General features: G+C 62.5%; 10 protein-coding genes and 1 pseudogene. 6 read left to right on the forward strand and 5 right to left on the reverse strand.

Annotated elements, in window-relative coordinates; translation table 11 throughout:
- Positions 1–756: 756 nt before the first annotated feature.
- The 3 genes from A4R29_RS30130 to A4R29_RS33575 are packed head-to-tail and all read right to left on the reverse strand — an operon-like array spanning position 757 to position 2780.
- Positions 757–1428 carry a hypothetical protein gene (locus A4R29_RS30130; protein ID WP_063173857.1) on the reverse strand — a complete coding sequence of 224 codons (672 nt, stop codon included), beginning with the start codon at positions 1426–1428 and terminating at the stop codon, positions 757–759.
- Between the two features lie 10 nt (positions 1429–1438).
- Positions 1439–1717: a YadA-like family protein gene (locus A4R29_RS35490; protein ID WP_338039910.1), complete on the reverse strand. Its 279-nt coding sequence runs from the start codon at positions 1715–1717 to the stop codon at positions 1439–1441.
- A gap of 52 nt (positions 1718–1769) precedes the next feature.
- Entirely contained in the window at positions 1770–2780 is a 1011-nt protein-coding gene (locus tag A4R29_RS33575; protein ID WP_244507012.1) for a hypothetical protein, read from the reverse strand.
- 295 nt (positions 2781–3075) lie between these two features.
- Between A4R29_RS33575 and A4R29_RS30140 the strand changes: the two genes are divergently transcribed.
- From A4R29_RS30140 to A4R29_RS30150, 3 genes are all read left to right on the forward strand, one after another.
- Positions 3076–4218, forward strand: a complete 1143-nt coding sequence (locus tag A4R29_RS30140) for a helix-turn-helix transcriptional regulator (RefSeq protein WP_063173859.1) — start codon at positions 3076–3078, stop codon at positions 4216–4218.
- Between the two features lie 74 nt (positions 4219–4292).
- The gene (locus tag A4R29_RS30145) at positions 4293–5402 is read left to right on the forward strand and encodes a helix-turn-helix transcriptional regulator (protein WP_244507013.1); all 1110 of its coding nucleotides are present in this window, start codon (positions 4293–4295) and stop codon (positions 5400–5402) included.
- A gap of 131 nt (positions 5403–5533) precedes the next feature.
- Positions 5534–6160, forward strand: a complete 627-nt coding sequence (locus A4R29_RS30150; protein ID WP_164778385.1) for a LysE family transporter — start codon at positions 5534–5536, stop codon at positions 6158–6160.
- Positions 6161–6409: 249 nt separating this feature from the next.
- Here the strand turns inward: A4R29_RS30150 and A4R29_RS30155 are convergent, their stop codons facing one another.
- Together A4R29_RS30155 and A4R29_RS30160 are read right to left on the reverse strand one after the other, a co-directional pair.
- Positions 6410–7456, reverse strand: a complete 1047-nt coding sequence (locus A4R29_RS30155) for a hypothetical protein (RefSeq protein WP_063173860.1) — start codon at positions 7454–7456, stop codon at positions 6410–6412.
- A gap of 74 nt (positions 7457–7530) precedes the next feature.
- Positions 7531–12714: an autotransporter domain-containing protein gene (locus tag A4R29_RS30160; protein WP_244507014.1), complete on the reverse strand. Its 5184-nt coding sequence runs from the start codon at positions 12712–12714 to the stop codon at positions 7531–7533.
- Positions 12715–13128: 414 nt separating this feature from the next.
- Here A4R29_RS30160 and A4R29_RS30165 point away from each other — a divergent pair.
- From A4R29_RS30165 to A4R29_RS34350, 3 genes and pseudogenes are all read left to right on the forward strand, one after another.
- Positions 13129–14062: pseudogene (locus A4R29_RS30165) on the forward strand (type I restriction-modification system subunit M); the annotation flags it as partial.
- 264 nt (positions 14063–14326) lie between these two features.
- Positions 14327–14713, forward strand: coding sequence for a hypothetical protein (locus A4R29_RS30170; RefSeq protein ID WP_013525337.1), 387 nt, complete (start codon positions 14327–14329; stop codon positions 14711–14713).
- Entirely contained in the window at positions 14710–14886 is a 177-nt protein-coding gene (locus A4R29_RS34350; protein WP_145923805.1) for an RES domain-containing protein, read from the forward strand. Before A4R29_RS30170 ends, A4R29_RS34350 begins: the two co-directional genes overlap by 4 nt.
- The last annotated feature ends 1 nt before the right edge of the window (position 14887 follow it).

Genomic DNA, 14887 nt, shown 5'->3' on the forward strand with positions numbered 1-14887 from the left:
TCGGCGGTGCGGCCGACCCGGCGATCAGGGCAGTTCGGTAGGGCCACCTTGATTGCTGCTGCATCTATGGCCGACATGAGGCGCAAAGCCGATGGTCCGGTTAGGGCAGTGAAGTCCGCGTTCCGCCAATTTTGGCAGACAGTCGCCATCCATCGTTTTCACGTGAACAGCCTTGTTCGCCAAAACCCGTCCCCTGCCCCACCAGCCCTTGACGAAAATCGGCACGCCTGTGAGACACAGGGGTGGGGACATTTGCCCCGTGGGTACATCTATAGTCGAAACACGGGATCGCGCGGCAATTTTGGTGGCAAAGCCATACTTCTTATCGGCCGCGTAAAGATCGGCGGACTTCTAGCTCACCAACTCGCGCAGTCCGGGGCAGTTACAGCAGGTGGTCCCCTAGTCCTTGCCGACACTGACGATTTGCGCACGGCAAATCTGGGAAGGCATCTGCTGGGTGTGCCCCACCTCCAGTACAATAAGGCGGAAGCCACCGCCGATCGAGCCGTTATTGGTTATGACGACCGTTGCGAGCATCGTCCCGCCGTTGCCGCCATTGGGCGAGCCGCCAATGCCGCCCTGGCTTGCCGAGTCATTGCCACCCGAAGCATGCCTGCGCCGCCGGACCCGCCGCCAAACGAAAGATGGATGTTGCTGGCCACGCCGCCCTTGGCCTCGTTGCCGGAAAGGTCGACATTGCTGATGGTAACGGTTGCGCCTCCATTGATGAACAGCGCTCCGCCTGCATCCACGTTCCTACGGCTTGACCGCTTTGGTTCCCTTCTTCGCTTGCACGGCGATTGAGGGCCCATCCGGCGGCGGGCCTGTAACGGCCCTCTTCGGCGGCTCGGCGGCGGGTGTGTCGGGCGCCTGCGGCCCACCGGACGTGAGGTTGACCGACACACCGTAGACTTTCCACTGCCGGTTCACCGGTTCGAACAGCAGCTCGAAATTGACCTGCAGCGGTACCGATGGGAAAAACCCCGCTATGTGCAGCATACCGTTCGGTTCGATCTGTGGCAGCAGCGTCAGCTGCGGTTCGAGTACCGCGACGGCGCTGAAATCGAGCGCCTGCTTGCGCTGACTGGCAAAGATGTCACCGAGCGCTGCTGCACTGTTGGCCTGAAAATTCGGTGAGCCGAGATCGCGCAGCACGGTGTAGTTGCCGGTCTTGTTGGCCTGGTCGAGCGCCAGCAGCGTTGTCCTGGTGAGGATCAGCACGCCGTTGCGGTCGATGCTGGCGGGATGGGCTGCCTTTTGCATCACCCGCTTGTCTCTGCTTTGCGCATGCGCGGGCTGCACAGGCACCGAGACGACCATCAGCGCGACGGCCAACGCAGCGAAAAAACCGCGGGCGCCCGAGGTCCGCCAACCGGGCGCCCGCCACTGAAAAGACACGATCTGCTGAAGCCCCAAAACCCCGTTCATGCCGGCCGCGTCAGTTCAGTGTCCATGAGGCTCCGACGCTGACGCCGACATCGCCACGGCTGGTTGTCGCCGACACGGCGGCGTTGAGGCGAAAATCCTCACTGGTGTTGTAGCCAAGTCCCAGCGCCAGGCCCGATTGCCCCTTGAAATGACCAAAGCCGCCAGCGATCGACAGTTTCTCAGGCCTGTCATCGTAACCAGTCCCGCCGTCGCCAGGGCTAGCGCCGTACCGCCACGGGCTTCCGTGCGGTTTGCGCTGATCTGCTTGCCAATATCCTGGAAGCCGGATTCAAGCGCGCCAACGCGGCCGTCGAGCGCAGCAATATTGGTGGCATTGGTCGTTACCCTGGTGTCGAGATCCGCGATCTGCGTGGTGTGCGTGGTGAGCGTGTTGGTGTTGCTGGTGATGCGCGTCTCGTGATCGGCGAGTTCGGTGGTGTTGGCCGCGATCTGCGTCGTGTTGTTGGTGATGCGCGTCTCATGATCGAGGTGTTAGCGGTGATCTGCGTTGTATGACTGTTTACCGTGGTGCTCAGATTGGTGATGTCGGTGCTGTTCTGGGCGACCTGTGCCGGCAGGCCCTCGAGGGTCGCGACATCGAATGTTGAAGCCGCCAGATTGCCGTCGCCGTCCGTTGTCATCAGATAGGTCGTGGCGCCTTGCGCGTCCTTGCTCGCCTGCGAATTGACGCCGGCCAGCGTGTAGGTGTTTCCGCCCGTGCCGATGGCGACCTGGTTGTCGCGCGTTGTCGATGCGCCTTGGCCGATCGCGGTGGAAGCCAGGAAATTGGCAGTTGCCCCCGCGCCCAGCGCGGTGGCGTTCAAGGCATTGGCGGTTGAGTTGTGACCCAATGCAGTGGCTTCGTTCTGCCCATCAGCCGCTACGCCCGCCTCGGCGCCCATGCCGATGGCCGTGCCACCGCTGCTCAGAAAGCCGATATCAAGTCCCGCTTTTGAATAGGCGCCCAGGGCAGTGCCCTGCGCCCCTGCCTCCGCATTATAACCCACGGCCGAGCCTTCGAGTTCTCCCACATACGCGTGCGGACCGACGGCTGTGGCGAAGGCAGCAGATGTCTGTGCCTGTCCTATAGGGATACTGGTATCATTGCCGCAGGCGAGGCTGTTGGAATGGCCAGTGTCGTGGCCGCCAGCGCACTCACCTGCCAACGCATGCCCTGGAAATACCGAGATGGCCAAAACCATCGCGCCGGCCAAAGCGGTGACGAGGACCGGACCGCCGCGCGAGCTGTCTTGCTCAGTCGCTTTCGCGTCTCTCGATGCGAGCCGGAACCGCCTCCCATCCGACGGTGCGGCTGTCTCTAGTTGGCGCGGCGCGCCCGCCTGCTTGATCATTCTTGCCACCACGCCCAAAAACCCCCGATCAAATTGCCGATGTGGCGGGAGAGTGCAGACAAGGCGATGAAGCGAACAGTCGTCATATGCCGACTGTTCCTCGCTTTGTGAGGCCGCTACCTCCTTGTTGGGTCGGGTTGTTGCCGCATGGTCACATATTCATTTTTGCTAATTATCGATGAGGGGAACCCGGTGGCGACATCATCGCCTTCAGCGACAATGCAACTTGCGCGAGAGCTTCCGTGTGTTAGGCTTCTTCACGAAACCTGATCGTCCCAAGGATCGGAAAGTTCCCATGGCTGACGTCACCATCGAAGCGGTCTCCGCCGCGGTCGGCCAGATTTATGAGGCGGCCTACGACCAGGAACGCTGGCTCAGTGCGGTAACCGGCCTGCGCGACCTGTTCAAGGCATCGCGAAGCTGTATCGCGCGGCTTGATCAGCGGGCGTTCAACGCGGTGGGGACTGTCGATGATCCGGGACTGTGTACTCCCGAGGCGGCGGCAGCACACATGCGGGATCCCATCAGCACCGTCGTGGCTGCGCTGCCGGTTGGCAACATCTATGACCGTGCACGGATAGCGGAAGACGGCGCCGACTTCCGCCGCCGTGAGCTTTGGCAGGACTGGATGAGGCCGCGCGACATGCATCATGGGCTCGCCTCGAATCTTCTCGCATCCAACGGCTCCTATTGGTTTTTCGATATTCACCGCGGCTCCAGGCAGGACGCGTTCGGTGCCGACGACATCGACCTGTTGCAGAAGATCGTGCCGCATATGTTGCGCGCCGGGCAGATCGGCCGGCGGCTGGAGAACACCTCGGCGTTGGCATCGGCTTTCTCCCACCTGCCCTTCGGCGTGTTCCTGGTCAACGGCCACCAGCGGATCGTTCAGATGAACGAGGCCGCCGAGGCAATGCTGGCGCGGCCTGACAGCCCGCTGAGGCTGAATGGCGGCACGATCGTCGCCTCCAATCCCCGGGATGCGCAGGAGCTTCAACAATTGGTCGCGGATGCCTGCTCGCTGCCGGACGGAGCCATGCCCGGACCCGGCGGAACGCTGATGGTGCCGTCGGATCACAAGCGCTCCGACCTGACGCCGCTGGTGCTGTCGGTTGCGCCCTTCGTCGACGCCCGCGCCTACGGTTTGGCCTCGGAACGGTGCGCGGTGATCATGGTCACCGAGGTCGCCCGGCGCATCCCCGATGGCTTCGAGACGCATGTCCGCAGCCTGTTCGACCTGACGCCGGCCGAAGCCCGGCTCGCAGCGACATTGGCATCCGGGCGGACGCTGAAGGAAGCCGCGGCAAGCTCGAGCATCACCGTGAAGACCTGCCGCACCTATCTCGAACGTATCTTCTCCAAGACCCGCACCCGGCAGCAGAGCGAACTGGTTGCGCTGCTCAAGAGCACCGAACCGCTTAGCGGGCGCGGCGGGTAGCCGGCTCATGCACAGCGAGCGTGCTAAGGATTTCGAGGCCAATGGCTGACGCAAACCTGGAAGCGGTGTCCGCCGTGGTCGGCCAGATCTACGAGGCTGCCTACGATCAGGAACGCTGGCTCGAAGCAGTGACTGGTCTGCGCGATCTCCTTGGCGGCTCGCGCTCCTGCATTGTGCGGCTCGATCCAACGACGAGCAACGCAGTTTCAACAGTTTATGATCCCGAGTTCGTTTCGTCCGAAGTAACCGCTGCGCACATGCGCGATCCCATCAGCGTAGTCGCGGCCGCCCTGCCTGTGGGCAAAGTCTATGACCGCACGCTGGTAACGGAAGGGGGCGCCGGCTTCCGCCGCCGTGAACTCTGGCAAGACTGGTACAGGCCGCGTGACATGTATCACGGGCTTGCCTGTAATCTTCTGGCCGCCAACGGCTCCTATTGGTTTTTTGATATTCATCGCGGTTTGAGGCAGGAAGCGTTCGGTGGCGACGACGTCCAGCTGTTGCAAAAGATCGTGCCGCACATGCTGCGCGCCGGGCAGATCGGCCGGCGGCTGGAGAATACGTCAGCGCTGGCATCGGCTTTTTCGCATCTGCCCTTCGGCGTGTTTCTGATCAACGGCCATCAGCGGATCGTGCAGATGAACGAGGCCGCCGAGGCGATGCTGGCGCGGCCCGACAGTCCGCTGGCGCTGAAGCACGGTGTGGTAGTCGCCTCCAATGCCGGAGATGCGCAGGAGCTTCAACGGCTGGTTGCCGATGCCTGCTCGTTGCGGAACGGCGCCATGCCAGGCACCGGAGGAACGCTGATCGTGCCATCGGATCACAAGCGATCTGATCTGACGCGGCTGGTGTTGTCAGTCGCACCGTTCGTCGATGCCCGCGCCTATGGCCTGGCGTCGGAGCGCTGCGCGGTGATCATGGTGACGGAGGTCGCCCGGCGCACTCCCGATGGCTTCGAGCTACATGTTCGCAGCCTGTTTGACCTGACACCCGCCGAAGCGAGGCTTGCAACGGCATTGGCATCGGGGCGGTCTCTAAAGGAAGCCGCGGCCCTTTCCCACATTACGGTGAAGACCTGCCGCACCTATCTCGAACGGATTTTCTCCAAGACCCGGACCCGGCAGCAGAGCGAACTGGTCGCGCTGCTCAAAAGTACCGAGCCGCTCAGCGGCCGTGGCCGGTAATTCCCGAACAAAAAATCTAACAGTCGGCATTTGCCGATTGTTCGGGGCCGCGTCTTTCGGCCAGATTTTGGGTAGGTTTGCAGTGGCCAGCCATGAAGTAGGGCAGGTCGTTGATGATGCGGGGCCAATCAATGATGGAAACCGGATACGTTGTCGCGGCCGGATTATTTCCGTTTGCCGTTTCCTATACGCTCGTGGCAATGCTGCCGGGTGCCAATTTTGCCGTCGTTGCGCAGGCCGGGCTGACCGCGTCGCGTGCTACGGCGCTTTCCGCTGCCGCCGGTATCGCCCTTGGCGCAAGTTCGCTGGCGGCCGTCGTCGCGACGGGGGTCGGTTCATTGCCGCACGAGGGCATCGCGCATCAGATAGCCGCCAGCCTCTACGGCGCACTGCTGGTCCTCATTGGATGGAACTCGATGCGGCGAGCTTGGTCGATCAAGACGGGACCGGATGAGCCGAAACCGGTCGCAAACGTTCGGCACTTCCGGCTGGGTTTTGTCACTGCGGTGGCAAATCCCGCAACTGCAATATTTTTCGCCTCTTCAACGCTGAACTTAAATCTCCGCGGGGCGACTTACCTAACCGTGGTCGCATTGGTGTTTGCCATTGCGATCGCCTGGTTTGGTCTTCTTGGCCTTTGCATTTCCCAACCTGTAACACAGCGGTTCTACAGACGTTTCCGAAAGCATGCGGATATCGTCCTGGGAGGTGCCCTGGTGGCGCTCGGCTTCGCCGCGCTTGGGTCTTTGAAGGGCTAAAACATGTAGCGGTCTAGACTAGACTAGGACGTGACAGTCCAATCGTCGGCATTCGCGATTTCAGCTCTCGGGCGTTCACCGTTGGGGCGGTACGTCTGACGATCGGTGCTGCAGGTGGACCGGACAGGGTCGCGCTCACTGCAATTTGCTAGGACGGCAAGCGACGACCGGGCCGCACTCGCGCCATCGGCGATTAGCGACGCACTCCCGACGATCTCCAGTCCCCGAAGATCGGCTCGCCTGCGCGGTTTAATAGAACGGCGAATATGGCTCCCGGTCCGCTCGTGTGAAGACGGAGATGGGCTGGTCAATCCGCGCGACAACGCCCGCTCCGAAATTAATCCCAGTTCCGTCGCAGACACCAAATATGTTCGACCGCGTTCCGATCAGCACATTGACCGGTTTCCCGGCTTGGACGGGGTATGTGCTGTTGTGAATGAAAAGGACGCCGGTTGCCTGCAGCGTGTCATGCGCATTGCCGTTGCTGCTCGCTATCTCGACATAGTCGCGCCCTGCGAATGAATTTTGTGTCCAGATGCCGACAACCCCTTCCACCGAGAGCCAACCATTCGCCCAACCGTCCGCGTCGCGCGGAGAGTATTGTGTGAACAGGCGATAGGTAAGTGGGTCCGATAGCCAGAAAAGCGTTACGTAGCCGTCGATATCAGGCACATAGGTGAACCAGACGCCGGTTTCGCTCGCAGCCCACAGGCCATCCGCATCGTATGGGTCCAAATTGTTGGCGCTGACGAAATCCATTGACAGGGGTACCGGATCAGTCACGGCGTGATCGAAGAGTTGGGTGAGCGTCCAGCGCCCATTGTAGTTGAACCACTTGTCGAAGTAGGTTCCTCGAGCCACCGAGCTCAGGTCGATGATCTGTCGCTCCCCCCGTTCGACCGGACCAAAAGGAACGGGGTCGAAGTCCGGCAATTTGAGGCGCGGTATCATGACTGTGCTGGTCGCCAGTCGTGGCGACAACTTGCCCAGATCAAGCATGGATCCTGCTTTGCCAACCGCCGAACGCACGTTCCGCGCGATCAGATCCGTTCGATATTCTCGCCAATAGTGCCCGGACAGGATCTTGTCGAACGCGACTATCTGTTCGATCAGATGGTCGACGTCTTTGGCGGACCGTTTGGGCTTGGAAAGGAAAGCGTTCTGATGGCCAAGCAATTGCTTTCGCGCCTTGGCCTCACCTTCCAGAATGTCCGCGTCGAACGGCAGTTTACACCCCTCTGTTGGCGTAAAGCCGCTTTCATGCTTCGTGTGGAAATCGCCCATCAACTTGACCATGCTGCCTCCATCAGTCTCTGGCTAATCTTGCAACCAAGGTGACGGCGCTTCCTGATGATCGCCACCTCTCGCCGTCAGAATTTCACCGCGAGATCGAGCTTAGCGCCATTGTCGACAGCGCCACCGCCGAACTGTCCGGAATAGGACAGGGCGAGCGTCGCATTGGCCGACATTTTGAGGTCGATTCCGGCCTCGATCACGGCGCTGTCCGTGGCGATCGGCACGCCGGCGATGGTGAAGGCACCGCTGCCGGCAAAGGCGACCGTCGACAGCGGCGTGGTATCGCCGAAAGCGTGCCGCCAGCCGAGCATGCCGCGCGCTGTCGCATTGATGTTGCCGAGCGCAAAACCGGTCGAGCCGCGCAGGCCGAGCGTGGTGAAGGTGGCGTCGGTGGTGGAACCCGCGCTGGTCAACGCTGCCGCGCCGCCCTTTTCGGTAAAGCCGTCGGTGTGCACGCTGACATAGGCGAGATTGACGAAGGGCTCGAACTTGAAGCCCTCGGCATCGGGCCCGCTGCTACCGACCTTGTAGGCAAGTTCGCCGAAGATCTGCGCGGTGCCGGCGTCATAGTCGGCCGAAAGTTGATCGGCAAATCCGTTGAAGGCGACCGAGCGTTTTGTCGACAGGCTGCTCCAGCTGTAGGCCGCACCGGTTCGGAAAGCGATGGCGCCCCAGTTGGTGCCGCCATAGAGACCGAGATGGTAGTTGTCGGCGTCGCCCCTGGAGCTGCGATCATCGGCATCGAAGTTCGCATGGCTGTAACCGCCAAGCAGACCGACACGCCAGCCGCCCACCAGCGTGTCGGCGCCCGCCAGCAGGCCCCCCGTCGAACGATCGAAAGCGGCGGCGTTGCCGTCGCTGTCGGTGTTGCCCCAGGACCCGAAAGCCTGACCCCAGACGGCAAAGCGATCGGTGTCGGCGGCGACCATTTCCGGTCCGCCTTCGCCATAGGCCATCACCGGCAGGGCAGCAGTGCTGCCATCGCCGAAAGCGGCACGAATGCGCGACGTCGCCGCATCACGGACGAAGCGGCTGTCCTCGACCAGCATGCCCTTAGCCGAGGCGTGGATCTCGCCTGACAGCTGGTCGAAGGCAGCGCGTGCCTCGGCATCGGTGGCCAACCCGGCGACGGCGCCGAACACAGCCCCGCTAGTCAGGCTGTCCAGCCCTTCGCCCGTGGCGATCTGGTTCGGCGTCAGCCCGGCATCGGCGAAGTCACGCACCTTGGCCACGTCGAGATAGGCGTTGTTGGCGTCGTAGGTGTCGGTCACCGACAGGAATGCGGTATTGGTGACGCCGGTCACCGAACCGAATTCGCCGGTCAAGCCGCCGTCGGCGGTGAGCACCTTGTATTGCGCGCCGACTTGCAGGTTGCCCACCATATGGACTTCAAGAGTGGAACCGGCAGCCAGCGTCGTCGTGCCAGTCGAGACAAACTTGTCCGATTGATTGAGGCCCCCGATATCGACCGCATAGATCGAGCTTCCATCGAACTGCGCATTGCCGCTCGTGTTGAGCACATCGCCGGCGAAGCCGTTGACCACCGTCGTGCGGCCTTGATTCACGAACATCGCCAGGTTGGTGAAGTTGGTTGTCGCGATACCGCCCACTCCGGCAGCATCGACGATGCTCCCGGGACCATTGGTCATCGTGTCGCCGCCGCCGCCGAAATCGCTGGTGCCGCCTGCCGCGCGCCAAGTGCCGTTGTTGTTGAATGTGTCAGCAGCAGCGCCAAAGGTCACCGTACCGGTGATGAAACCTGCGTTGGCAAGGACGAACGGCCCGCCGGTGGCCACGAGCGCTGAGTCGGTCAGCAGCCCGGAGCTGTTGCGGATCGTACCAACCGACGTATTGGTGATGGTGCCGCTGGAACCCGTCACCGTCACACCGCGCGCTACGCCGCTGGCCGTGCCGGCAACATTGACGTTCACCACGCCGGCGCCGGTTGCCTTGATGCCTTCGGCGGCAGTGCCGGTGACCGCGCTGTTGGCAGTCACCGTGACCGTGCCGGTGCCGCTATTGGTCGCTTCGATGCCGGTCAGGCCCGACACCGCGCCGGTGGTCGTCACACCAACTGTGCCGGCGCCCGCCGCGTTGGTCTGACGCGCGATGATCGCCGTATTGCCCGTTGAGGACACCGCGCCGGCGTTCACCAACACACTGCCGCCGGTGGTGCGCGCGTAGACACCATTGCCCGACGTCGCGGTTACCGGACCGACCGTCTTCACCGTCGTCGAGCCGGAGCCTAAGTTCTCCGCGTCGACGCCGAATCGTGCGCCGATGGCACCATTGGCCGTCACGTTGATGTTGCCAGTTGCGGCAGCTGGGAAGATCGCGGTGACGATGCCGGCATTGCCCGACTTAATGTCGCCGTTCGCCAGCGCCGTGACATTGCCGGTCGTCGACTGCGCCTGGATATCGATGGCGTCCTTGCTGCCGGCCAGCGCCGTTACCGCGCCGGTGGTGACAGTGATGGCGCCGCCTGCGGCGGTATCGCGCACCACAATGCCTTTGCCTGCCATCGAGCTGCTGGCGCCTGAGATGTTGACGCTGACCGTGCCGGAACCATTGTTGAGGATGTTGGCTGCATCGCCGCTGCCGCCGGCGAAACCGCCGGCGCCGGTGACCAAGATATCGCCAGCGCCGCCGGTGCCGGCGATCAGCTCCAGGCCATCGGTCGCGCCGGTCACCGTGTTGGCGGCATTCACTGTCACTGCGCCGCCGCCGGCCGCCAGAATGCCCTCGGAGAGGGTGCCGGTGATCATGCCGGCCGTGGTGACGGTGATCGCGCCCGTGCCGCCAGTGGTCGCGGCGATGCCCCTCGTGCCAGAGACATTGCCTGTGGTCACATCGACCGTGGCCGCAGTCGCTGCGAAGACCATTTGGGCGGTGATGCCTGCAAACCCGGTGGCGGTGACGTCGCCCGCAGTCACCTTGATATTGCCGCCACTGCCCTGCGCAAAGATGCCGCCACTGCCGCCGCCAGTCGCGGTGACCGGACCAGCCGCCGTCACCGTGAGCGTGCCCCCGCCCAAGTTTACGGCGGAAATCCCGCTGCGGCCATCGATTGCGCCGTTGGCCGTCACGTCGAGATTGCTGGTCTCCGACCGGGTCTGCACGTCGATTGCGGTTCCGGCCAGCGCGCTCACGGCACCTGTGGTGACGCCAATGTCGCCGCCAAGGGCTGTATCGCGAACGTAGATGCCATGGCCGCCGGTGGAGTTGCTCGCGCCCGCAATGTCGACCGTGAGGGTGCCGGCGCCGTTGTTGAGGATGTTCGCCGCGTCGCCGGTCCCGCCGACGAAGCCGCCGACGCCGGTCACCGAGATGTCGCCGCCGCCGCCGGTCCCGCCGATCAGGGTCAGGCCGTTGGTCGCCCCGGTCACTGCCTCGAGGACGCTTACGCTCACTGCATTGTTACCGGTCGCCACAATACCCTCGGCGAGGGTGCCGGTGATCGTGCCGGTGGCAGTGACGCCAACCGTGCCCGTGCCATTGTTGGTGGCCACGATGCCCGTCGTGCCGGAGACATTGTTCGCGCTCATGTCAACCGCGCCCGCGCCAGCTCCGGCGTGCCAGGCTACGATCGCCGTGTTGCCGGTGGCGGTGACATCGCGCGCTGCCACTATTACATGGCTGCCGACCGATGCGGCAAAGATGCCGTTGCCGGTGGTCGCGGCAATTGGACCCCCTGCGACCACCGTCGTCCTGCCCGTGCCGAGATTCTCGGCGTCGATGCCGAACCGGGCGTCAATCGACCCGTTGGTGGTCACCTCGATATTGCCGGTTGCCGCACCTGGAACGATCACCGCCACCAAACCGGCGTTACCCGCCTGAAGGTCGCCATTGGCGGTCACCGCGATGTTGCCGGTCAGCGACTGGCTCTGCGCATCGATCGCATCTTTGCCGAGCGCCAGTGCGGTCACAGCACCCGTGGTGACGCCAATGTCGCCGCCAAGCGCTGTATCGCGAACGTAAATGCCATGGCCACCGGCGGAGTTGCTCGCGCCCGCAATGTCGACCGTGAGGGTGCCGGCGCCGTTGTTGAGGATGTTCGCCGCGTCGCCGGTCCCGCCAACGAAGCCGCCGACGCCGGTCACCGAGATGTCGCCGCCGCCGCCGGTCCCGCCGATCAGGGTCAGGCCGTTGGTCGCCCCGGTCACTGCCTCGAGGACGCTTACGCTCACTGCATTGTTACCGGTCGCCACAATACCCTCGGCGAGGGTGCCGGTGATCGTGCCGGTGGCAGTGACGCCAACCGTGCCCGTGCCATTGTTGGTGGCCACGATGCCCGTCGTGCCGGAGACATTGTTCGCGCTCATGTCAACCGCGCCCGCGCCAGCTCCGGCGTGCCAGGCTACGATCGCCGTGTTGCCGGTGGCGGTGACATCGCGCGCTGCCACTATTACATGGCTGCCGACCGATGCGGCAAAGATGCCGTTGCCGGTGGTCGCGGCAATTGGACCCCCTGCGACCACCGTCGTCCTGCCCGTGCCGAGATTCTCGGCGTCGATGCCGAACCGGGCGTCAATCGACCCATTGGTGGTCACCTCGATATTGCCGGTTGCCGCACCTGGAACGATCACCGCCACCAAACCGGCGTTACCCGCCTGAAGGTCGCCATGGGCGGTCACCGCGATGTTGCCGGTCAGCGACTGGCTCTGCGCATCGATCGCGTCCTTGCCAAACGCCAGCGCGCTGACATTGTTGGTCTTGACCGAAACGCCGGTGCTGGTCGCTACGTCGCGGACGGTGATGCCTTCGCCTGTTGCCGCAGAGACACCTGCGGCGATGTTGATGTCGACCGAACCGGCACCTCCCGTCTGCGCCGCATCGAAGGCATTGCCGGTGCCGTTGTTGATGATGCTCCCACCCGTGTAGGTGATCACGCCGCCGGCTGCCGAGAGCGAGAGCGCCGCGGTGCCGCCAGCTGTTGGAATGTTGCCGGCATCAATGCTGATCGTACCATTGTTGGTGACGTTGAGACCACCGGCGCCAGTGTTGGAAACTGCGAGGCCATTGCCGCTTACCGTCGTTCCTGCATCGATGTTGAGGATGATCGGTGTTGCGATGGCACCAGAGTAAGCTCGGTCATTGGGCGGGTTATCAGGATACGTCGTGTCGATGGTGGTGGTATTGTCGCATTGGATCGTGGCGCCAACAACGAAGCAAGCCGACCAGGCCTGTCCCGGTGCCAGCAGGGTCGCGCCCGCAGCTGCGGCAACGCCAACAGCGGATCGCAGTGCAAGCCGGCTCACTTGAGAACGCAGCTTCCACCGCAAAGCCGAATTCGTGGAAGCCTTTCCCGGAATCGAAGGCGAAAGAACAGCCTGCCTGTGCCCGATCATTCTTGCCATCACGCTCAGTTCCCGTCGAATTCTCGAATGCGGCGGAGACTGCGGCCAAGGCCGTGGACCGAACAGTCGTCATATGACGACTGTTCGTCGGTTTGTGGGTAAGCAATAGATTGCTGGCCGGCTTGTTGCCGGCTGGCCACATATTCTGTTGTGCTAATTATCGACCAAGGTGAAAATAGTGGCAGGCAGAGCTGACGCCACCCGTCAGAGCTCTGTCCGCACAATGCCTACGCACCTTTCAACAACGCCACGAGCTGGCTCTGCCGGCGGCTTCCGGTTTGGCGAATATTCGCTCCAGAGAGACCGGGTGATCTGCGCCTCGACTTCGCGTGCGGCTCCGGCTCGCTGCTGCTGAACGTGCGCAAGCGCATGGGGCCGCACGGCATCGGCAGAATCTACGGGCAGGAAAAGAACATCACCACCTACAACCTCGCGCGCATGAGCATGCTGTTGCATGGCGTGAAGGACACTGAATTCGAGATCTACCACGGCGATACGCTTTCCAATGACTGGGACATCCTGCGCGAATTGAATCCTGCAAAGGAGCCTTCCTTCGATGCCATTTGTGGCCAACCCGCCCTTCAGTTTGCGCTGGGATCCGACTGAGGCGATGGGCGACGATGTGCGGTTCAAGAACTATGGGCTGGCGCCCAAGTCGGCCGCGGACTTTGCCTTCCTGTTGCACGGTTTCCACTACCTGAAGGATGAAGGCGTAATGGCCATCATCCTCCCCCACGGGGTGCTGTTCAGAGGTGGGGCGGAAGAGCGCATTCGAACCAAGCTGCTGAAGGACGGTCACATCGACGCCGTCATCGGACTGCCCGCCAACCTGTTCTATTCGACGGGTATCCCGGTCTGCATCCTTGTTCTGAAGAAGTGTAAGAAGCCCGACGATGTTCTCTTCATCAACGCAGCCGAGCACTTTTTGAAGGACAAGCGTCAGAACAAATTAGGGGATGGCAAGAACGGGACAACGGACCATATCGGCAAGATCATCGAAACCTACAAGTTCCGTAAGGAGGAGGACCGCTATTCCAAGCGCGTCAGCATCGATCGTATCGCCGACGAGGGTCACAACCTCAATATTTCCCGCTACATCAGAACGGCTGAGGATGAGCTCGAAATCGATCTAATAGCCGCCAATGAAGACTTGGTCGACATCGAGAAGCAGTTTCGCGCAGCGACAGCGAAGCACAACACATTCTTGCGCGAGCTTGGGCTTCCAACCTTGCCGCTTTCAAAAGGATGACGCCGGGCTTGAATCGACCATCAAGCAGCGCGCCGGTGCGCCTTGAGAGCTGCTGATTTCCCACGTCCGCTTTCGGTCTATATCGATGTTGGCTTGTACGGCGGTAATGAGGCGCATTGCTGCCGCTAGCTCACAGCTAGCTATCATCCGCTACGAGGATGGGGAAGCACAAGCAGTGCGCTGGAAATGGCGTCGGGCTCTGTTCACTTGCTATGCCTAGGAATGTGCATATATTGTGCGTAAGAGAGAGGTCGGAGATTTGTCATGACCCACGCACAGCTCGCACAATCGAAAGTGGTCTCAGGTTTTGTCGACAGCCTGCAGGAGCCGCGCACGCCTTATATCTCGCCGAAGCGCCTGTCGCAGGCGCTGGGCGTGAAGGTGGCCAACTTGGCGCAGTTGACCGGCGTCCACCGCAACACGCTCCGTAACCCGTCGTCGGAGCGACTGCAGGGTCGGATGCGCGAGATGGTGAAGGTGATTTCGGCCGCAACGGAACTCACCGGCGACGTCGACAAGGCGATCTACTGGTATCGCAATGAGCCGATCGCCGACTATGGCCATCGCACGGCGGCCGAACTCGTCGCGGGCGGCCAGGTCGAAGCAGTGCTGGCCTTCATCCGGGATCTCGAGAACGGGGCGCGCGGGTGAAGGTCACCCGCGTCGGGCCGGACGAGATCTTCCATCGCTATCTGACACCCAAATGGGCCTTCCTGCCCACCAGTGGTGGGGGCGCGGCGATCGATGGCGGGCGCTTCAATCGGCCCGGCGTCGAAGCCGTTTACCTGGGGTCGGAACAAGAGCAGTGCGAAATCGTACGCTAAG

This window comes from Mesorhizobium ciceri biovar biserrulae (assembly GCF_001618845.1).
Lineage (GTDB): Bacteria > Pseudomonadota > Alphaproteobacteria > Rhizobiales > Rhizobiaceae > Mesorhizobium > Mesorhizobium ciceri.

What these genes read in the sequence shown, in the direction of transcription:
- A4R29_RS30130 (WP_063173857.1), bottom strand. Translation starts at nt 1,428, where the DNA reads ATGAACGGGGTTTTGGGGCTTCAGCAGATCGTGTCTTTTCAGTGGCGG.
- A4R29_RS33575 (WP_244507012.1), bottom strand. Translation starts at nt 2,780, where the DNA reads ATGATCAAGCAGGCGGGCGCGCCGCGCCAACTAGAGACAGCCGCACCG.
- A4R29_RS30140 (WP_063173859.1), top strand. Translation starts at nt 3,076, where the DNA reads ATGGCTGACGTCACCATCGAAGCGGTCTCCGCCGCGGTCGGCCAGATT.
- A4R29_RS30150 (WP_164778385.1), top strand. Translation starts at nt 5,534, where the DNA reads ATGATGGAAACCGGATACGTTGTCGCGGCCGGATTATTTCCGTTTGCC.
- A4R29_RS30155 (WP_063173860.1), bottom strand. Translation starts at nt 7,456, where the DNA reads ATGGTCAAGTTGATGGGCGATTTCCACACGAAGCATGAAAGCGGCTTT.
- A4R29_RS30170 (WP_013525337.1), top strand. Translation starts at nt 14,327, where the DNA reads ATGACCCACGCACAGCTCGCACAATCGAAAGTGGTCTCAGGTTTTGTC.